18 protein-coding genes are annotated in these 19,849 nt (G+C 70.0%); 5 read left to right on the top strand and 13 right to left on the bottom strand.

Annotated features, from left to right (window positions below; genetic code table 11):
• Positions 1-53: 53 nt before the first annotated feature.
• The 4 genes from D7V77_RS23060 to D7V77_RS23045 all read right to left on the bottom strand — a co-directional run bounded on the left by D7V77_RS23060 (position 54) and on the right by D7V77_RS23045 (position 2,990).
• A complete protein-coding gene (locus D7V77_RS23060; RefSeq protein ID WP_120578449.1) occupies positions 54-458 on the bottom strand; it encodes a hypothetical protein in 405 nt (134 codons plus the stop codon).
• Positions 455-1,447 (bottom strand): hypothetical protein, encoded by a 993-nt coding sequence (locus D7V77_RS23055; protein ID WP_120578448.1) that lies wholly within the window; start codon positions 1,445-1,447, stop codon positions 455-457. Before D7V77_RS23055 ends, D7V77_RS23060 begins: the two co-directional genes overlap by 4 nt.
• A 264-nt stretch (positions 1,448-1,711) precedes the next feature.
• On the bottom strand, positions 1,712-2,260 hold the full coding sequence (locus D7V77_RS23050) for a hypothetical protein (protein WP_120578447.1): 549 nt from the start codon (positions 2,258-2,260) through the stop codon (positions 1,712-1,714).
• 7 nt (positions 2,261-2,267) lie between these two features.
• Positions 2,268-2,990, bottom strand: a complete 723-nt coding sequence (locus tag D7V77_RS23045) for a biotin/lipoyl-containing protein (RefSeq protein WP_158624468.1) — start codon at positions 2,988-2,990, stop codon at positions 2,268-2,270.
• Between the two features lie 298 nt (positions 2,991-3,288).
• On the opposite strand from D7V77_RS23045, the gene D7V77_RS23040 reads away from it, so the two are divergent.
• From D7V77_RS23040 to D7V77_RS23030, 3 genes are all read left to right on the top strand, one after another.
• A complete protein-coding gene (locus D7V77_RS23040; protein ID WP_233597179.1) occupies positions 3,289-4,512 on the top strand; it encodes an OmpA family protein in 1,224 nt (407 codons plus the stop codon).
• Positions 4,513-4,574: 62 nt separating this feature from the next.
• Positions 4,575-5,918 (top strand): WGR domain-containing protein, encoded by a 1,344-nt coding sequence (locus D7V77_RS23035; RefSeq protein ID WP_120578445.1) that lies wholly within the window; start codon positions 4,575-4,577, stop codon positions 5,916-5,918.
• 9 nt (positions 5,919-5,927) lie between these two features.
• Positions 5,928-7,064, top strand: a complete 1,137-nt coding sequence (locus tag D7V77_RS23030; protein ID WP_120578444.1) for an STM4014 family protein — start codon at positions 5,928-5,930, stop codon at positions 7,062-7,064.
• On the opposite strand, the gene D7V77_RS23025 is transcribed toward D7V77_RS23030, so the two are convergent.
• The 4 genes from D7V77_RS23025 to D7V77_RS23010 form a co-directional block, all read right to left on the bottom strand.
• Positions 7,031-7,930, bottom strand: coding sequence for an STM4011 family radical SAM protein (locus D7V77_RS23025; protein WP_120578443.1), 900 nt, complete (start codon positions 7,928-7,930; stop codon positions 7,031-7,033). The genes D7V77_RS23030 and D7V77_RS23025 overlap by 34 nt on opposite strands.
• Positions 7,927-9,240: an STM4012 family radical SAM protein gene (locus D7V77_RS23020; RefSeq protein WP_120578442.1), complete on the bottom strand. Its 1,314-nt coding sequence runs from the start codon at positions 9,238-9,240 to the stop codon at positions 7,927-7,929. The genes D7V77_RS23025 and D7V77_RS23020 overlap by 4 nt, the downstream gene beginning before the upstream one ends.
• The gene (locus D7V77_RS23015; protein ID WP_120578441.1) at positions 9,237-10,049 is read right to left on the bottom strand and encodes an STM4013/SEN3800 family hydrolase; all 813 of its coding nucleotides are present in this window, start codon (positions 10,047-10,049) and stop codon (positions 9,237-9,239) included. The genes D7V77_RS23020 and D7V77_RS23015 overlap by 4 nt, the downstream gene beginning before the upstream one ends.
• 69 nt (positions 10,050-10,118) lie before the next feature.
• Positions 10,119-11,513 carry a hypothetical protein gene (locus D7V77_RS23010; protein WP_120578440.1) on the bottom strand — a complete coding sequence of 465 codons (1,395 nt, stop codon included), beginning with the start codon at positions 11,511-11,513 and terminating at the stop codon, positions 10,119-10,121.
• A gap of 235 nt (positions 11,514-11,748) precedes the next feature.
• Here D7V77_RS23010 and D7V77_RS23005 point away from each other — a divergent pair, with 235 nt between their 5' ends.
• Positions 11,749-14,049 carry a S8 family serine peptidase gene (locus D7V77_RS23005; RefSeq protein WP_120578439.1) on the top strand — a complete coding sequence of 767 codons (2,301 nt, stop codon included), beginning with the start codon at positions 11,749-11,751 and terminating at the stop codon, positions 14,047-14,049.
• Positions 14,050-14,180: 131 nt separating this feature from the next.
• Here the strand turns inward: D7V77_RS23005 and D7V77_RS23000 are convergent, their stop codons facing one another.
• From D7V77_RS23000 to D7V77_RS22980, 5 genes are all read right to left on the bottom strand, one after another.
• Positions 14,181-14,657: an SMI1/KNR4 family protein gene (locus D7V77_RS23000; protein WP_120578438.1), complete on the bottom strand. Its 477-nt coding sequence runs from the start codon at positions 14,655-14,657 to the stop codon at positions 14,181-14,183.
• Between the two features lie 5 nt (positions 14,658-14,662).
• Entirely contained in the window at positions 14,663-15,304 is a 642-nt protein-coding gene (locus D7V77_RS22995) for a hypothetical protein (RefSeq protein WP_120578437.1), read from the bottom strand.
• A 105-nt stretch (positions 15,305-15,409) separates the two neighbouring features.
• A complete protein-coding gene (locus tag D7V77_RS22990) occupies positions 15,410-16,864 on the bottom strand; it encodes a hypothetical protein (protein WP_233597178.1) in 1,455 nt (484 codons plus the stop codon).
• A 113-nt stretch (positions 16,865-16,977) separates the two neighbouring features.
• Positions 16,978-18,453, bottom strand: coding sequence for a hypothetical protein (locus tag D7V77_RS22985; RefSeq protein WP_120578435.1), 1,476 nt, complete (start codon positions 18,451-18,453; stop codon positions 16,978-16,980).
• A gap of 123 nt (positions 18,454-18,576) precedes the next feature.
• Positions 18,577-19,071, bottom strand: a complete 495-nt coding sequence (locus tag D7V77_RS22980; protein ID WP_120578434.1) for a peroxiredoxin — start codon at positions 19,069-19,071, stop codon at positions 18,577-18,579.
• 127 nt (positions 19,072-19,198) lie between these two features.
• Here D7V77_RS22980 and D7V77_RS22975 point away from each other — a divergent pair.
• Positions 19,199-19,849 (top strand): FHA domain-containing protein (locus D7V77_RS22975; protein ID WP_158624467.1); only part of this gene is annotated, 651 nt, incomplete at its 3' end.

Below are 19,849 nucleotides of genomic sequence, written 5' to 3'. Positions count from 1 at the left end.
GCGGCTTCGTGGATCAAGCCGCCGTCTTTTGTCCGGAACTTTTGCTCACTTATTTAGAACTGCCACTCCTGGCCCTTCTGTCCCAGGGCCGCGCGTGTCGCCGCCACGTCCTGCAGGGCCTTGAAGGGCGAGGCGTCAGCGAGCTTCACCACGGACTCCAGCACGACCGAAGCCAGCTGCACGTTGTTGCCCTGGATGGCACCGTCGAGCCGTTCGAAGAGCTGCCGGAAGTTCTCCTTGCGCTCGTCGAAGCTGCGGTCGAGGTGGTGCATGAGCACGTCACGCATGGCGTGGATGTGCTCCACGTTCACCCGGGCATTCTCCCGCAGCCGTGTCTGCTCGGTCTGCTCCTTCGCGATGTCGCGCACGCACTCGGTGATGGACCGGATGCCTTGCAGGACGTCGCCAATCCCCGCCGTGGACAACCCGCCCGTGGGAGCCAATTTCGCCGAGGTCATGCCGCCTCCGAGTGCAGGAGGCGACGGGTCTGCCCGAGCAGCGCCTCCATTTGAACGTTGAGGTCGCCGCCTTCGTTGAAGAGCGGGACGCGCATCAATTCACTCTCCGCCTTGGCCAGCTGCATGGCGATGGCGAACCGAGCCAGATGCGCATCGTCCTCGGCGTTGAAGTGTCCGGACAAGGCCCAGAGGGACTCGAGCGCCGCCTTCGCGCGCTGGTCGAGCAGGTCGAGGACCGTGCTCAGCTCCTCGACGCGGACTTCCGCCCGCGCCAGCAGTCCGATGATGGCTTCGATCTTCGCCACCTGCTCGTCCACTTCGCAGGAATAGGCCTCGGCCTTCGTCTTCGCCTTCTCGCCCTCCCGCGCAAGGAAGAAGCCGGCCACGGCCGCGGCGGGCGCCACCGCGATGCCTCCGAGGACCACGGCGCCTCCCGCCATGCCAAAGCCTCCTGCCGCGAGGGAACCTCCACCCAGCCAGGCCAGGAGCGCGCTGTTTGCCGCGGCCCCCGAAAGGCCCGTCATGGCGACGCCGGTGCCAGCGGTGGCGAAGCTGGTGACGAGCCCCGTCGTCATGGCGCTCGCTCCGGCGCCCGTCATCGCTGCAGTGACGGCGCCAGAGAGTGCGCCCCCCGCTTCGACGTATTGCGCGGCGAACTGACGCACCTCCTCACGGCTGACGCCTACCGCTCCCAGACTCTCCAGTGCCGCGAGGCGAGCCCGCTGGTTCAGCTGTTCGAGGAAGTCGAAGAGGCTCCGGAAGGTTGTGGCCACCACCTGGGCCTTCTGGGTCCCGAGTGCGTCGAGCCTTCCCTGCAGCCCGCCGCGCGCTTCGTCGAGCTTTCCGATCCACTCGCGATGCCTGGCCTCCGCGGCCTCGCCAATTTCATTGGCCTCGCGCATGGCATCGATGCCGTCGTAGCCCTTCTTCGCTCCATATCCGAGGAGGCTTGCGAGTCCGATAGCGACAGGAATGAGCGGCAGCGGCATGGGGAGCCTTTCCTTTCGATTGGGTTCGGCGCGGCCATGCTGCGGTGCCCGGGACCGCCTTCACAATCCCTCGTTCGGGTGAGGACGCGCCGACCCGGAGCTTCAGGCCGCCTCACGGCAACGCATCACGCAGACTCGGGAACCACGAGACGAGCAATCGCTGCGTGCCCAGCCTCACGTAGGCCCGGCCAGGCTCGCCGCCCCGGTGGAGCTGCCGGAGGACCACCAGCTCCGCCTGGAGCGCCTGGAGCGGCGGCTGTCGCGTCAGGGATCCTGAGCGTTGGGCGCAAGGCCAGCGTCCGAGGATGCGTCCTGGAAGGGCAGGGGACGCGGATGCGCCGGATCGAAGGAGGGTGAGACGCCAGGGGCGGCCTTCTCCATGACACCGCCGTCCGCGAAAGGGCTGTACGGCTCCATCCCATCCAGGATCCGGCGAAGGATGCGGCCATCACGGCTGATGGCATACCGGACCCCAGAGTCGAGTCCAGGCTGGGGTCCGCCGCATGCCGACGGGTCCAATTCGATACGCACGAAGACGATGTCTTCACGCTGAATGACCCTGAAGACATGTGACATGCGCCTGTCGGTGCACGGCGCTTCAGACCGGTCCGGAGGCAGATAATCGTTCGCCGCCAAGGTCAGGGCGCGGATCACGGCTCCATCCAGCACGCCGGGCTGCTCGGATGTGCCGACCTGGATCGGCGCCTGTTCGAAGAACTGCGGGAAGACTATCGAACGGTCATCCTTCACCGGGGCAGCGCCCGCCACGAACTCGCGTGCACACCCGGCGGCGATCCCCAGAAACAGCAACACGGCCGGCTCACGGCAACGCATCACGCAAGCCTGGGAACCACGAGACGAGCAACCGCTGCGTGCCCAGCTTCACGAAGGCCCGGCCCGACTCGCCGTCCTGGTACACGCGCTTCTTGCCGTCACGCTCGTAGGTCCGGGCCGGCACGTGCGCCCGGATCAGCACCGCGCCTTTCGGGTACGCCTCGGCTCGCCGCTGCACCTTCGCGAACTGGAGCGATTCCTCCGGACCCTCCACCTGCTCGATGACCGTTTCCAGCGGGTGGCGCATGTCCGGCATCTGGAACTCCAACGTCATCCCCGGGGCCAGCTCCTGCCGGTACTCCTCCGGGAACAGCACGTTGAGCGACGGCAGCACGTTCCGGTTCATCAGGGCCGCCACCGGCTGGCCCGCCTCCACCTGGGCCCCCTTCGTCACCGCCACCTGGCCCACCATCGCCTCCAGCGGTGCCACCACCTCCGCTGCCCCGGTCGCCGTCTCCAGCCGCGCCACCACCTGCCCGGCCTTGACCGGCTGGCTCAGCCCCACGTCCACCGACATCACTCGCCCCGCGGCTGGAGCAGGGACGTCCACCCACTCGCCTTGCTGGAGCAGCACCTGCCCTCGCGCGGACCGGTCCACCCGCACCATCCCCGCGAGCACTCCCAGCGTCACCACCGCTCCCACCGCGCTCCAGGTCCATGCCCGCCGTGAAAAGCGGGACGTCGGCTTGGGTGGGGAGGAGACAGGCATCGGAGGGGATTCAGGCCGCGGATCCATGTGCGGAGCAGGATGATCCATCCCGGCCTCCCTGCGCCAGGACTGGTTGGAACGTGGGATTCACCGCGAGGTCTTCAACCGGGTCCCTGAAACTTGACGGACTCGCACGCCTGCTCGCCCTACAGGGATGTATCCCTGCATCACCCCGGGGCGCCTTGTGCCATGCTGCGTGCGCCTCGTGGATTCTTCCTTCCTCAGATTCGGGTCCCTGGTCCTCGCCGGACTCCTTGCTCCGGGCGCGTTCGCGGCTGAGCCGACGCGTGAGGAACAGGTGCGCGCGGAGCTGGAACGCCAGCTGCGCGACATGGTCCCCGAGTCCCCTTCCGAAGTGCAGGTGCTCTTCGCGGGCTTCAAGCCCGAGGACGGCTACCGGCTCGTGGAGACCGACTTCCTCCTGGATGGCGAACCGCTCGCCGTCCCGGGACTGGAGGAACTCAACGCGCCCGGCGTGCACCGGCTCGCGGTCCTGAAGGTCGAACCGGGCGAGCACACCCTCGTCTCGCGCGTCACGTACACCAACGGCTCCTGGAGCCTGTTCAGCGAGACCAACGGCTTCCTCTGGAAGATCACCGCCTCCGTCGGCTTCCAGACCCAGCGCGGTCTGCGCGTCGTGGTGAAGGCGTCCCCCAGCGTCGTGCCCAACGCGCCGGATCCGCGCCTCAAGCTCAAGCTCACCCACGCCGTCACCGCGGAGATGATCAAGCCTCCGCAGGACGAGCCCGCCGTCGTCACCGCGCCGCCGCCCGTGAAGCCCGCGCCCGTGGATGCCGGGGCCCCGGTGAAGGTCGTCCAGCCCACGCCTCCGACGGACGCGGGCGTGAAGCCCACGACGACTGTCGTCTCCGTGACGCCGCCCGTGGAGCGTCCGCCGGTGGCGCCCAGCCGCCTGCGCCTCCAGGTGACGTCGAAGAAGCCCACCTCCGCCACCGCCTTCGTGCGCGGCACGGGCGAGCCCCTGAAGCTCACAGTGCCCGGCAAGAAGCCGCAGGATGTGCCCCTGTCCGCGGGCGCGTACACCGTGGACCTCATCGCCGACGGCTTCCTCGCGCAGACGCGCCAGGTGGAGCTGGCCGCCGGGGCGGACTCGTCGCTCGCCTTCGCGCTGGTGCCCGCGCCCAAGGCCGCCAAGGCCGCCAAGGTGCAGGAGGGCCGCATCGAGCTGCCCGCCCCCCTGAGCTTCGACGAGAAGAAGCCCGTACCCGCCAAGGCCACGCTCGCGGGCCTGGACCTGGCGGTGGACCTGCTGGTGCGCGACCCGAAGGCCCGCCTGCGCGTCGAGGGCCACACCGACTCGCGCGAGGTCCCCGAGCCCGCGCGCCAGAGCCTCTCCGATGCCCGCGCCCGCGCCGTGGCCGACATGCTCGTCCGCGCCGGCGTGGCCCCGTCCCGCGTGGAGGCCGTGGGTCTGGGCGACCGCAACCCCAAGGCTCCCAACCTGATTCCTCGCGGACGTGAGCTCAACCGCCGCGTGGAGCTGGTGCTGCTGCGTCCCTGAGCCTTGAGGTTGCTGGAGGGCTCCTCTAGCGTCCCGGGCGTTCTTCGCCAAAGGGACGCGCGATGCCTCGCTACGAGTTCACGGAAGGCAGCTCCAGCAAGTTCTGGGAGATCACCCTGGAGGGCACCACGCTGACCAAGCGCTGGGGCCGCATCGGCACCGATGGCCAGGAGAAGGTCGAGGAGTTCGACTCCAAGGCGGAGGCGAAGAAGGCCTACGAAGCGCAGGTCCACGAGAAGGTGCGCAAGGGCTACACGCTCGCCGAGAGCGGGGACAGCGACGGAGGGGAGGCCACCGCCGAGTCCGCCGTCAACCCGGACCTGGAGGCCGCCATCCTCGCGAAGCCCGACGACGTGAAGGGCTACCTCGCGTACGCCGAATGGCTGGAGGGAGAAGGCGATCCGCGCGCCGAGCTCATCCGACTCCAGCACTCCGTACTGGGCGCACCCTCGGCCTCGCGCAAGGAGATCGCGAAGCTCATCGAGGACCACGCGGGAGAGCTGCTGGGCGAGTCGCTGGCGGAGGCCGTCTCCGACGAGACCCTCAAGCTCGAGTGGCACCTGGGCTACATCCGCGAGGCCCGGCTGGGGCAGGTGGACTACGACTCCGAAGCGAACATCCCGGACCTGCTGGCCGAGCTGCTGGCCCATCCGTCCGCGCGATTCCTGAGCCGCCTGACCCTGGGCATGGCCAGCTTCGACGGCGAGAACGATTACGACGAAACGCTCGAAGCGCTCGCGAAGGCGAAGCCCGCACCGCCGTTGCGCTCGCTGTTCATCGGCGACTTCGAGTTCCCGGACGAGACGGAGATCTCCTGGACGCAGGTGGGCGACCTCAAGCCGCTCTACAAGGTCTACCCCCAGCTCCAGGAGCTGCGCGTGCGCGGCGGTGAGATCGGGTTCGGGAAGATCGACCTGCCGGAGCTGCGGTCGTTCACCGTGGAGACCGGTGGCCTCCACCAGGGCGCGGTGAAGGAGATCGTGAAGGCGAAGTGGCCGAAGCTGGAGTCGCTGGAGATCTGGTTCGGCCAGGAGAACTACGGCGCGAGCGGCGGGGTGAAGGACCTCAAGCCGCTGCTCGACGCGGAGGGCGTGCCGGCCCTGCGCAAGCTGGGGCTGCGCAACTCCGAGTTCACGGACGAGCTGTGCGCGGCGCTGCCCAAGTCGAAGCTCCTCGCTCAAATCGAAGCGCTGGATCTGTCCATGGGCACGATGAGCGACGCGGGCGCGGACACGCTGGCCCAGAACGCCAAGGCCTTCGCGCACCTCAAGACGCTGGATGTCACCCAGAACTTCCTCACGAAGGCCGGGCAGAAGACCGTGGCCAACGTCGCGAAGTCCGTGGCGAGCGGCAACCAGCGCACGCCCTACGACGAGGAGTCGCGCTACGCCGCCGTGGGCGAGTAGCCCAGCTCCATGCCGTCCGCCGCGCCGCCGTTCCTGATCATCGGCAACCCCGGGAACCGGCGCGTCACGCTCTTCCAGGAGGCCCTGGTCCGCGCCGGGCTGCCTCCCGCGCACGTGGTGGCGTGGGAGACCGTGGCCCGCGCGCCCGATACCCTCCTGGAGCTCCCCGACACGGAGCGCATCGTCCGCATCGACGCGGCGGGGGAGGACGCGGCCGTGGAGCGCGCCTTCCTCCAGCGCGGCTTCACGAATGCGCTCGGCGCGGGCTGCGACACCGTGACGCCCGAGCAATTGGATGCAATGCCGGATGAACACGGCCGCGTGCTGTGCCCCCGGCAGCATCACCTGGGTTTCCTGCGCGTGCTGGAGGACTTGTCCGACCGGTTCGCGCAGCGTCCCCGATGGCGCGTGCTGTCCTCACCCCGCGCCATCGCGGACTTGTTCGACAAGCGCATCACGTCGCGCCGGTACTCGTCCCTGGGCATCCCCGTGCCGCCGTTCCTGGACGTGGCTTCGGGCACGACACCGGAAGCCCTGCGCCAGGCGTTGCGAGATGCGAGCTTCCGCGAGGCGTTCGTGAAGCTGTCCTGCGGTTCGTCCGCGTCGTGCCTCGCCGTGTACCGGCCTGGGCTGGCGCAAGGCTCGTTGCTCACCAGCCTGCACCGAGGCGCCACCGGCTGGTTCAACTCCCTCAAGGTGCGCCGCGTGACGGACGCGCGAGAGGTGGACGCGGTGCTGTCCTTCCTCCTGCGCGAGGGCTCACAGGTGGAGGAGGCCCGGCCCAAGGCACGACTGGGCGGGGACCTGTTCGACTGCCGCGTCCTCACCGTGCGCGGCGAGCCCGTCTTCACCGTCGTGCGCCAGAGCCGCCTGCCCATCACCAACCTGCATCTGGGCGGCTACCGGGGAGACCTGGACGCCTTCCACGCGGCGGTGCCGCCCAGCGAACTGGAGGCCGCGATGGAGAGCTGCCGCGCCGTGGCCCGCGCGCACGACTGCCTCCACGTGGGCATCGACCTGATGTTCGAGGACTTCTTCCACGGCCACCGCGTGCTGGAGGCGAACGCCTTCGGGGACCTGCTCCCAGGCCTCACGCGCGACGGCCTGTCCGTCTACGACTGGGAGATCCGCGATGCGCTGCGCTGAGCGCCGCCCGCCCACAGCCGCGTCGCCGGTACGCGCTCCAGCAGCCCGGAGCCGAACACGCGATCCAGCTCCAGGTACTCCAGGTGCACGTAGCCGATGTGACACCCGCACGTGTCCTTCGAACACGGGCGCGGCTTCAACGCCGCGTCGAAGTCCGGCGCGTAGAGGTTGCCCAGCGGTTCCTTGATGAAGTGACACCGGTACGCGGTGCCGTCACCGTCCACGGACAGCACGGACTCTCCGCCACGGCAGGCCCGGCCCCGGCTGGGGTGACGGGTGTTGTTCACCGGGAAGAGCGGGTCGATTCGGGTGAAGCGCTCCACGTCCTCGGGCGTGTACGCGTCCAGGCCGTCCTTCACCGCGTTGATCCACAGGTACGTGTCCTCGGGGAGCTCGCGACGCAGGGCCTCGGCCTCGTCCGCGAAGCGCCGGAAGCCCACCATGCCCGCGCTGTGCCGCACGCCTTGCTCCGACAGCCGCTCGCACTGCGCGAGGAAGCGCGAACGCTTCATCCACTCCGGATGGTACGTGGCCCAGATGCCCAGCTTCTCCGTGCGGCAGTCCATGAGCCAATCCAGCCGGCAGGAGAGGTTCGTCTGCACCGCCGCGCGCTCCACGTGGGGCAGATGCGTCAGCCGCGCGAGGGCCTGCTGATACCAGGGCCAGATGAGCGCCTCGCCCCACGGCGTGAAGAACACGGACACGGTGTCCTGCGTGCGCGACTCCACCCACTGGAGGAACCGCTCCAGGTCCGCGCGGTCCTTCGTCAGCTCCTCCTCGCTCTGCTTCCACTTGCCGAAGGGGCAGTACTCGCAGCCGTAGTTACAGCCGGACAGCGGGCCCCGGTAGAGCACGGTGAGCTTCATCGCCAGGCGTACTCCGTCATGCGCGCGCGCACGGCCTCGGAGTCCAGCCAGGGACCAATCAAGTCGGAGCGCTCCACGCCCGCGGGAGTGAGCTGGAACACGCCGTCCACGTCGCGCGCCAGCCCGTGCGCCTCCAACTCCGCGAGCATCGGGAAGTCCGCCTTCGCCTCCGTGCCGAAGCGCTGGCGGTACACGCCCGGGTCCACGCCCTCGGCCAGCAGCGACAGCACCAGGTGGCGGTGGCGCTGCTCGGCTGTGTCCAGCACGAAGCCATAGCGCACTTCACCGAAGGAGGCCGTGTCCCGTTCGCTGTACGCCTGGATGATGCCGCGCACCTCTCGCGAGGCCACCGCGTACTCGGACGAGTAGTGCACCGCGCCCGTGTACGAGCGTGCCCCCACGCCCAGGCCCACCATGCCGTCCTCCTGACAGCGGTACACCGCGCCGCGAGCCGCGGGGGCATGCGCCGCGCGGAACATCCGCATGGACACCTGCGTGTAGCCGCGCGACAGGAGGAAGTCCCGGCCGGTCCGGTAGAGCGACAGCCGCAGGTCGTCCCACGCGCGCGACTTCTTGCCCAGGAAGGTGAGGGGCCGCACGTAGAGCGGGTAGAGATACAGCTCCTCCGGCGAGTACCGCAGCGCCGCCTCCAGCGAGTGGAGGAACGTCTCCACCGTCTGGCCCTCGATGCCGTAGATGAGGTCCAGGTTGAGCGTGGGGAAGCCCGCGCTCCGCAGCAGATCCAACGTGGCCTCCACCTGCGCCGTCTTCTGCGGCCGCTTCACCGCGGCGACCTCTGTCTCCAGGAAGCTCTGCACGCCCATGCTCACGCGGTCCACGCCCCGGGCCTTCAAGAGCGCGACCTTGTCCGCGTCCACCGTCTCCGGCGACACCTCCACGGACATGGGCACGTCGCGCGGGTTCACGCCCAGCTCCGCCGCCAGGTCGAACACCGTCTCCAGCCCCGCGACGTCCAGCAGGGTGGGGGTTCCACCGCCAATGGCGGCCCGAGCGAACGTCGACGGCCCCAACGCCTCCTTCACCCGGAGGGCCTCGCGCTTCAGCGCGGCGAGCCACGCTTCGACGACGTCCTCCTTCGGGCCCGCGGCGGTGAAGAGGTTGCAGAACCCGCAGCGCATCTCGCAGAAGGGCACGTGCAGGTAGAGGAACAGCGCGTCCCGCCGCTCCTTCGCCCAGACGTCCTCCAACGGCAGCGCGGGCGTCAGCGGGCGGTAGGCCGTCTTGTGCGGGTAGCCGTACAGGTACGCCACGTACGGCGTCCCTTCGAGCATCGACTCCAGGCGCGTCATGGCGCGGAGTCTACCGGCAGCACGAACTGGCCATAGGGCACCGTCCACACCACCGGGTGCCCCAGCCGGTGCCCCGTGTAGCCGTCCTCGCCGTACGCCGTGCCGTGGTCCGAGCACACGATGCAGAACGCCGGGCCGCGCCGTCGCAGCGCCTGGAACAGGGGCGGCAGCTGACTGTCCACGTACGCCAGCGCCGCCGCGTGCGTCGCCTTGGAGTCCTCCGTCGCCCCGGGCACGTAGTGCCGGTTGGGCTGGTGCAGCGCGGAGATGTTGATGAACAGGAACACCCGCTGCTCCCGGGGCAGCGCACCCAGGATTTTCACTGCGAGTGATGCCTGATTTTCCGTGGATTGGGGGTCGGTGACGCCCAGCTCCGGGGCCCAGTGCGCCTCGGAGAAGAGGCCCGGGAGCACTCGGCCCAGGGGGTTCTTCTGGTTGAAGAACCCCGTCCCGCCAATACACACCGTGTGATAGCCGCGCCCGGCCAGCCCCGTGACGAGGTCCGGCGCGTCCAGCACGCAGGTGCCGGGGCCCGTCGTCTCGCTGCCCTCGAAGCGCAGGGCGAAGGGGCGCGAGTGCCGGCCCGGAGTGACAGGGGTGGGGAGGAAGCCCGCGAAGAAGGCCTGGTGCGCGGCGTAGGTGAAGCTCGCCGGGGTGTGCCGCTCCTCCCACCGGCCGCCGGGCAGCAGCGCGGCCAGGGTGGGGGTGCGGCCTGCTTCCAACTCCTCCCGGGCCACGTCGTAGCGGAGCGTGTCCAGCGTGAGGAAGAGCAGGTCGTGCGTGCCGACCAGCGCGTTCAGGTCATGCATGCGGACAAGGCGGGGCGGGGAGGGGACCTCATCGATGGGAGGTCCCATACCCCGCCCGGGACGGCGGGACTACGACATCGGGACGGTCTCGGCCGGGGGGCGCGGCTGCGCCGGGGCGGCGGCCTCGGGCGGCGTGGACTCGAGCGGGCGGCGCGCGGCGTTGGGGTTCCGGGTGTCCACGGTCGAGTTGTAGAGCGTCGTGGCGAAGGTCTGCTGGCCGTTGGTGGACAGCGTGCGGAAGGCGCGGTCCAGCGCCTGCTGGCCGCCCTGCAGGCCCTGGCCCATGGTGCGCTCCACCAGCGCGCGCGCCTGCTGCTCGTTGAGGCGCGCCGTGAACGGGCCGGAGCCGGACGCCGCCGCGTCGTCGCTGGAGAAGGCGCCGCGCGCGAGGGCCGCCGCGTTCGGATCCGTGAAGGTCAGCTCGTAGCTCGTCTCCGGGGGCTGGCCGGGACGCGTGGTGGTGGTCGCCACCACGGAGTCGTTGATGGCCGTGCGCGCCCGGCCGTTGCCGTCCGCGCCCACCTGCATGTCCGTGGTCTGCGTGCTGCCCGCCACGTTGCGGTCCGTCTGGCGCACGGTCTGATCCCCCGCGCCGTCCGCGGTGAGGCGCGTCTGGCGCTCGGTGGTGGCCACCTCGCGGCCCAGCACGCGGCCCTCGCGGGTCTGGTCCAGCGTGTCCGTGCGGTTCACGTTGCTCACGCCCGCACCGTTCTCGCGGGGCAGCTGGCCGGTGCGCATGAAGTCGTCATAGGCCGCGCGGCCTTCCGGCGTGCGGATGTTGAAGTCCGCGGACTGGGTGTGCCCCAGGCGCTGATCCTGCCGGCCCTCCAGGCCGCGGATGTTCGTGGCGTCCCGCTGGCGGCCGTCGCTGGTCACCGTGGCGCGCACGGTGTCTTCCGACGTGCGCTGCACCTCGTAGCGCTGCGTCTGGGTGCGGTCATACGACGTGCTCAGCCCCAGCCGCTCGCCCAGCCGGCCCGGGCCCGCGCGCAGGCCCGCGTTGAAGCCCGCCTGGCCCTGGACTTCCGCCCGGGCGCGGGTGCCCACCGGCCACGTCTCCGGGGAGGCGGGGTTGGGCAGCTGGCCATTGCGGATGGCGTCCGTGGCGGCCTCGCGCGGCACCTCCACTCGCAGGCTGCCCTGCAGCCCGAACGAACCACTCGCGTTCGCCGTCCCCAGGCGCGTCGGAACGCCGCCCCGGGGCGTCGAGCCGCGGTTGCCCACCTGGCCCTGGGCCTCCAGGACGAAGTTGTCACCCTGCGTCGTCACCCGGGCGCGGCCCGAGGGGCGCAGCGCGGCGGCGGGCGAGAACGAGTCGCGGTTGCGCTCCGCCGCGGCCTGCGCCTCGGGCGGCTGCTGCGCGGGCGCCTGCGGTTGCGGCGCGCTCGCGGGGCGGTTGGCGGGAACCGTCGACTGCGTCGGCTGGAAGGTCGGAGTGGGCCGGTTCGGATTGATGGAAGTCATGTGTATTGAGGTTATCGACCTTTCCGGCGGTTTGTTTCCGCTCAGTGTGTGGCTCTTACACTCCTGATTGTTGAGAGATTCGGGCTACTTCCACCCATTCAAAACCACCTGGACCTACTCGGAGCGAACATCCCGGACGCAAAAAGCACGCCCTATTGCAACTGAGTGGCAAGGACTTGAAATACAGTCTTAATGTGTATTACAGGTTATTCTCACTTTGAAGGGAGTGCACGACATGCAGAACATGCGGAAGCAGTTCTCGACGTCTCGTGGTGGCTGGCGGCCGGTGACGGCGCTGGTGCTGGGCTGCACCCTGGCGGTTCCGGCTGGAGCGCTCGCGGCGGAGCGCCCCCCTTCATCGGCCACGCGGGCTCCGGCGGCGCCAGGCGCGGCGGTGGCGACGGCGCTCAAGGCAGGGGGCACGACGCTGGCGACGCCGTCGGGACGGGTGTTCCACCAGACGGCGCGACCGGTCAGTGGCCTGCGCAGCCTGGACGTGGTGCGGGACACCGGTGTGCAGCTGCACGTCTGGCGCGAGCGGCAGACGGACGGCACGGAGCGCGCCTTCTCCGCGTATACGCGCGGCGGCTCGGAGCTGCTGGGCCGCGTGCAGCAGGAGGAGTACCTCATCCGGTTGGCGGAGGCGTCGTTCGACCCGCTGGCTCGCACCGCGCCGCTGTTGGGCAATGCGCTGGTGGCGGACCGGGACAACACCCTTTCGCTGGTGCAGTTCCACGGCACGCCGCTGCCGGAGTACCGCGAGACGATTGAGAGCGCGGGCGGCAAGGTGCTGCGCTTCCTGTCGGACCACACGTACCTGGTGGAGATGCCGTCGGAGGTCCGCGCGCGGGTGTCCCAGCTTCCGGCCGTGCGGTGGGTGGGGGACTACCACCCGGAGTGGCGCCTGGAGCCGGTGCTGCGGGACGCGCTGCTCGGACGGGCGGCGGCGCTGGCGCCCCAGCGCTACTCCATCATGCTGGGTGAGGGCGGCGCGGCCCGCCAGGCCCGCGTGACGGCGCTGGTGGAGCGGCTGGGCGGCAAGGTGGATCTGGTGGAGCCGGGCGGCCTGCGCGTGGAGGCCACGCTCAACCAGGAGCAGCTGGCCTCGGTCGCGCGCGCCAACGAGGTGCAGTTCATCGACCGCTGGGGCGGCCCCGGCGAGGTGGACATGGACATCGTGCGCGAGACGGGCGGCGCCAACTACGTCCAGGGGCTCAAGGGCTGGAACGGGCAGGGCGTGCGCGGGGAGATCTTCGACACCGAGCTGCGCACCACCCACCGTGAGTGGCCGACGACGCCCATCATCCACAGCACGGGCACGTCCTCCGGTTCGCTGCACGGCACCAGCTGCTACAGCCACAACTTCGCCAGTGGAGTGGATCCGCTGGCCAAGGGCATCTTGCCGGGCGGGCAGGGCATCTTCTTCCTCTACTCGGAGTCCACGCAGTTCGGCGGCACCAAGTCCCGGCTCGCGATGAACCAGGAGCTGCTCAACCCGAACGGCCCCTACCGCGCGGTGTTCCAGACCTCCAGCGTGGGCAGCACGCTGACGACGGCGTACACGACCATCTCCGCGGAGGTGGACGACTACCTGTTCAAGGCGCCCCTCCTCAGCACGCAGTCGCAGAGCAACAACGGCTCACGCAACTCCCGGCCGCAGGCGTGGGCGAAGAACATCGTCTCCGTGGGCGGCATCCGGCACTACAACACGCAGGCGCGCACGGATGATCGCTGGTCGTCGGGCGCGAGCATCGGCCCGGCGGCGGACGGCCGCATCAAGCCGGACCTGGCCTTCTACTACGACAACGTCCGGGGCGCGTACGGCTCCTCGGACACCGCGTACACGGAGTTCAGCGGCACCAGCTCCGCCACGCCGCAGACGGCGGGCTTCTTCGGCTTGCTGCACCAGATGTGGCACGAGGGCGTGTGGGCCGGCCACGGCAAGAAGGCGGACGTCTTCACCAGCCGCCCGAAGATGGCCACCGCCAAGGCGCTGATGATCAACGGCGCGTCCAAGTACAACTGGCTGGCTGGCGGCGCCAACGCGGACATTGACCGCAACAAGCAGGGCTGGGGAACGTCTGACGTCAAGCGCCTGTATGACCGCGCCGCGAAGACGTTCGTCGTGGACGAGACGGATGTGCTCGCGCCGCTCGGCTCCAGGACGTACTCCTTCACCGTGGCCAGCGGCGAGCCGGAGCTCAACGTCACGATGGTCTACACGGATCCCATGGGCACGGTGGGTGCGGCGCGGGCGCGCATCAACGACCTGTCCCTGCGCGTGACGGCGCCCAACGGCACCGTGTACTGGGGCAACAACGGCCTGACCGCGGGCAACGTCTCCACGTCCGGCGGCGTGTCCAACAAGGTGGACACCGTGGAGAACGTCTTCCTCGCGAACCCCGCCGCGGGCACGTGGAAGGTGGAGGTCCTGGCGGATGAGGTGGTCCAGGACGCCCACACGGCGACGGCGGCGGTGGACGCCAACTACGCCCTGGTGGTGAGCGGCGTGAACCTCAACGCGAAGGCGCCGTAGTCGCTTCCGTGCGCGGGCTCCGGTGTGTCCGGGGCCCGCGCCGTCGCGGTCAGTGCGGGGCGTCCGCGGGCTTCGCCGGGGCCTGCTGCTGGACCAAGGGCTTCGCGGCGCGCTGGATTTTCAGGCCCATCTCAGCGACTCGGTGACTCGCCGCTCAACCAGAATGCACGGTTGCCGCTGCGCAGCGCCCGCTCCAGGAACTCCGCGAAGCTGGATGCGATGCACTCCATCTCCTCCGGGAATGTCTCATGGAAGGCGTCGAACAGCGGGTATTGGCCCGCCTCGCGCTGGGTGCTGTCCAGGACGACGTAGTCGGAGTCCTGCATGTCCACCAGCGTGAATACGGACGGCGCCCCGTCCCGGTCCTCGTCGCTGGCTCGGATGGCCAGGCGGGCGCGGCGGATCTCCGCGAGCGGCAAGACGCGGTAGAGGGCATCGACCCGTGGCGCGAAGAGCGTGCACCCGTCGCAGTGCAGGTAGAAGGCGCGCAGGTCCTCGTCCAGTTCCCACCCGACGCGCGCCTCGAAGGCGGCCAACTGCGCGAGCGTCGCGGGCGCGTTGGGGAAGTGGAGCCGGGAGACTTCGGCCAGGAGTGGGTCCATGGGCATGGCCGTCAATCCACGTAGGGCCGCTCGGGGCCCGGCTTCAGCCACTGGCCACCCGGCGCGTAGCAGGCGGGATACTCGCGGTTGAGCACGCCGTGCACGTTGTCGGGCACCGGGAGGACGTTGTCGCGGGCCACCGGCGCCCCTCCGTGCCCCAGGTCAAAAATATGGTGCCCCTGCCAGTTGGCACCGCCCGTCGATGGCCAGCCGCCGAACTCGCGGCCCCACTCATCGCGGAACGCGTTACGAGAGTTCTTCCATGTGTCCCGGCGCCACTTCCCGTCCGACACCTTCGGGTAGTCGCAGCAGCAGTGGGTGATGGCAAGGCGGCCGCCGGCCTCCGCGGGCATGAAGAGGTAGCGCCCCTGCCAGTCCCCCTTGATGTCCGCCAGCCACATGCAGCCCATGAGCGGGTAGCCCTGCGCTGCGCACTTCGACTCGCACCGGGACAGGAACGCGGCGCTGCACTGCCAGGGCCCGTAGTAGATGGTCGTGCGGAGCTGCCCTCCGTCCGGCGTCCTGACGACCGACCCGACCCACTTCGCGCGCGCCGGACTGCCGCCCCCGCCGACAGTGGCCGAGCCGCACCCGACGAGGGCGAGGAACACGGCTGCGCTCGCGAGGCTGCGGATGGTGAAAGTGGCTGCCATTGCAATCCATGACAACACGGCAAGTTGAGGTTGAGAGGCGCGGCGTGCCCTGTTGGTCGCTTCCGTGCGCGGGCTCCGGCGGGTCCGGGGCCCGCGCCGTCGCGGTCAGTGCGGGGCGTCCGCGGGCTTCGCCGGGGCCTGCTGCTGGACCACGGGCTTCGCGGCGCGTTGGAGGACGGGCAGGGACGGGCTCAGCGTGCCCAGGTAGAGCCGGCCGTGGAAGCCTGTCTCGCCCGGCGCGTCGAAGAGGGCCACCTTGCGCGGCGTGTTCGGCTCCTGGCGCGCGTCCGCCGCCGGGTTGATGCCGTGCACGTCACAGTCCACCTGCTGCCAGACGTTGAAGCGGCAGGCGAAGTGGGCCCCGCGCGCGAAGCCCACGTCCAGGGCCCGCACGGGTGAGGAGGGCAGGGCGGCGGTGAGGCGGTGGCCCATGGGTTCGAACTTCGAATCCCAGTTCACGCCACCGGTGCGCACGTGCACGTCGCCCGCGAGCACGAGCATCCACGCGTCCGGGTTCTCCTTGCGGAAGGCGATGAGGTTCGCGGCCATCTCCTCCTCGCGCGCGTTGCCCGCCGCCTGCTTGGAGTCGAACGCCACCACCGACACGGCGTGGCCCTGGTGCCGCAGGCGTCGCGCGGACTCCAGCAGGTGGATGACGCCCGCGCTGCTGCGGCCGTCCTGATCCACGCGGCGGAAGAAGTCGCTCAGCACGAGCAACCGCTCCAGGTCCGCGTCCGTGCCGGCGCTGGTGAGGTACTCGTCGAGCGCGCCCTGATCCACGGACGGCACGGACAGGGCCAGCGCCACCGGCAGCTTCTTCGCCGTGGCGTCGCAGAGCATCCGCGAGGCGGCGTCCGGCAGTTCGCGCGTGCCCATGGGGTCCGCGACCAGCACGGTGCCGCCCTGCGTGAGCAGCGCGTCCACGCCCTCCACGGGGTCACCGCAGCGGGGCGCGGCTTCCGGGGTCTCCGGGGTCCAGCCGGCGACCTTCACGTCGCGCACGGGGATGGAGGCCTTGCCGCCGACCAGTTCCAGGGAGGGGGCCATCTCCAGGCGCATCAGCAGCTTGCGCTCCTGGGGCAGGTCGCGGATGCCGCGGCGCAGCCGGAAGCCCTCCATCTGCGGGACGGCCTCGAAGGTCTCGTGGGCGAACACCTCGCGGTTGTGGTTGTAGTAGTGGTCGTTCCGCTTCTGGCTGCCCGGCTCGGGCGTCTGCTGCGTGACGGCGTCCTCCGCCTCGCGGTACTGGAGCCGGAAGATGCGCACGATGGACTGGCGCGGGCCGACCTCTTCGGGGCGCACCAGGTAGCGTTCGAAGGTGCGGTTGCCGCGGACGTTGACGCCGATCTCCCAGGACTGGGAGTACAGCTCATGCGTGGTGTTGTTCTCGAAGATGTCCAGTCGCTGCTCTTCCAGCAGGCGGCGCGCGACGAACATCGCCTCATCCAGAGGCACCAGGTACACGCGCTCCACGGTGGGGATGGGCTCCGTGTCCAGAGGATCCCCATCCAGCCCACGTGAGATGCCCGTGCAACCCGTCATGCACAGAAGTCCCAGCATCCAGTGCATCCGCATGGTCCTGCCCCCTTTCGTGGAAGGGGACGGCCCAAGGCAGCACCATCCCCGGACGCCTGAGTCTAGCACTCCGGGTGTGGAAATTGCGCCACCCCGTATCAGTGCTCCGCGTCCGCGGGCTTCGCGGCGCCCGGCTGCTGCTGGGCCACGGGCGGCGCGGCGCGCTGGATGACCGGGGGTGAGGCGTTGAGGGCTCCGACCCAGAGCCGGCCGTGGAAGCCCGTGTCGCTGGGCCCGTCGAACATGGCCACCTTGCGCGGCGTTCCCGGCTCCTGGCGCAGCTCCGGGGTCGGGCTGAGCGCGAAGACGTTGCAGTCCACCTGCTCCCAGACGTTGAACCGGCAGGAGAACTGCGAACCTCGCGCGAAGCCCACCTCCAGCGCCTTCACCGGCGACGCGGGCAGCGCCTTCGTCAGCCGCCAGCCCAGCGGCTCGAAGTCCTTGTTCCAGCTCACCGGCTTCGTGCGCACGTGCACGTCACCCGCGAGCGCCAGCAGCCACGTGTCCGGATTCGCCTGGCGGTACGCGATGAGATTCTTCGCCATCTCCGCCTCGCGCGCGTTGCCAGAGGCGTTGTTCGAATCGAACGCCAGCACCGTCACGGAGTGCCCCTGCGCACGCAGCCTCCGCGCCTGCTCGATGAGGCGGAGCAGGGCGCCGCTGCTGCGGCCGTCCTGATACACGCGGCGCCAGAACGAGCTGACCACCAGCAGCCGCTCCAGGTCCGGGCCGTGGCCCTCGCTGGCCAGGTAGTCGTCCAGCGCGCCCTGATCCTCCGACGGCATGGACAGCGCCAACGCCACGGACAGCTTCTTCTCCACCGCGTCGCAGAGCATCCGCGTGGCGATCTCCGGCAGCTCACGCGTGCCCAGTGGATCTCCCACCAGCACCGTGTTCCCCGCCGTGAGCAGCGGCTCCACGCCCTGCAGCGGCGCCCCGCACTTCACCGGCGGCGGCTGGGCCGTGTCGTCATCCCAGCCCTCCACCTGCACGGCGCGCACGGGCGCGTTCGTCCTGCCACCCACCAGCTCCAGCGACGGCACCATCTCCAGCTTCGCCAGCAGCTTGCGCTCCAGGGGCAGGTCGCGTGTGCCGCGCACCATCTTGAAGCCCTCCATGTCCGGCACGCCGTCGAACGTGAAGCGCTCGAACGTCTTCCGGGAGAGGTACTTCTCCTCGTCCGCGATGCGCTCGTTGAGCCACTTGGGCTTCACCTCGATGTTCGTGTCCTGCTCGCGGTAGCTCAGCCGGAAGACGCGGATGACCGACTGGCGCGGCCCCAGCGACGCGCCCTTCACGAAGTAGCGCTCGTAGGTGCGGTTGCCGGGCAGGTTCACCCCGGGCTCGTGCGCGGACGTGTAGAGCTCGTGGTGGCCCTCGCGCTCGAAGACGTCGTAGCGCTGCGACTCGAAGACGCGCCGCATGGTGAAGAGCGCCTCGTCCAGCGGGACCAGGTACACCGTCTCCTCGGTGGGGACCTCCTCGTCCTCCGGCGTGTCGTCATGGAGGTCCTTCGTCAGGCTCGCGCAGCCGCCGACGCACAACGACAGTCCCAGCAACCAGTGAAACCGCATGGCATGACCTCCGGCCCACCCGATGTGCTCCGATGTTGCTAGCGGCGGGGGTGAGGCGTCCCGGCTCCCACGGCCGGGACGACGGGAATCAGTCTACCGGGAAACGCACGGCAGACACGTGTGTCAGGCGGAACGGGTGGGAGCGGCTCCCTGGCCCGTGAGCGACCGGACGACATCCAGCGCGTGTTCGGCGTGCTTCTTCACCTGGATCTGCGACTCGAACGCGTAGCGGATGGTGCCGCCCTTGTCCGCGACGAACGTCACCCGGCCGGGCAGCAGTCCCAGGAAGTTGGTGCCCACCCCGAAGGCCTTGCGCGCCGCGCCATCCGGGTCGCTGAGGAGCCGGAAGGGGAGGCGGTACTTGGCGACGAACTTCTCGTGGGACTCCGCGGAGTCGCTGCTGATGCCCACCACGTCCGCGCCCGCGTCCGTGAAGTCCTGGTACTGATCCCGCAGGCTGCAGGCCTGGACCGTACATCCCGGGGAGTCATCCCTCGGGTAGAAGTAGATGACCATCGCCTTGTCACCCAGCAGGTCGCGCAGGCGCACCGGCGCGCCGCCCGGCCCCTGCAGTGTGACATCCGGAACCGCATCCCCTTCTTTCAGCATCTTGGCCATGAAAGTCCCTCTCCTCCCGGGTGGGAGCATGGACCGCGCACGGCCTGACCCGCAAATCAATCAGGGCAACCGGGTTGCCCGGAATTCAAGGGCCTGGGCATTCTTTCGAGGAATGGAGCCACGCGACATGATGGACACCGAGGACTCCCGCAGGGGGCCCTCCCGCGCCGCCCCGGCGGACCGGCTGTACCTGCTGCTCCTGCAGGGGAACACCTCCACGCTGGTGCCGTTGCCCCGGGAAGGGTCGGTGGTGATTGGCCGCGCGGTGGGGGCGGACGTGGTGGTGGAGGACGCGTCGGTGAGCCGCCAGCACGCGAAGGTGGGCGTGGCGGAGGGCGAGGCGTTCATCGCGGACCTGGGCAGCCACAACGGCGTGCGGGTCAACGGCGAGCGGGTGCAGGGGACGCGGCCCCTGGACGGCGGCGACGTGGTGACGCTGGGCAACGTGACGCTGGTGTTCCACCGGGGCGAGCGGCCCCTGCCGGAGCGGCGGGCGCTGGAGACCGAAGGGCTGCGGGCCCGGCTCTCCGAGGAGCTGGACCGGGTGCACAGCTCGGGCCTGGCGGTGAGCGTGCTCGCGCTGGAGGTGGAGTCCGCGCGGGTGCCGCAGGTGGAGCTGGTGCGGGCGCTGCACGGCGCGCTGCGGTTGATGGACGGGGTGGGACAGGTGGGTGGCACGCTGATGGTGCTGCTGCCGGACCTGTCCGGCGAGGAAGCGGAAGCGGCGGCGGCGCACCTGGTGTCGGTGCTCACGCCGCTGGCCGGGCGGGTGCGGGCG

The sequence above is a fragment of the Corallococcus sp. CA041A genome, from assembly GCF_003612075.1.
In the GTDB taxonomy this organism is placed as follows: domain Bacteria; phylum Myxococcota; class Myxococcia; order Myxococcales; family Myxococcaceae; genus Corallococcus; species Corallococcus exiguus.
Note: the sequence above shows the minus strand (reverse complement) of the source record. Positions and strands in the feature narration are given on the sequence as shown.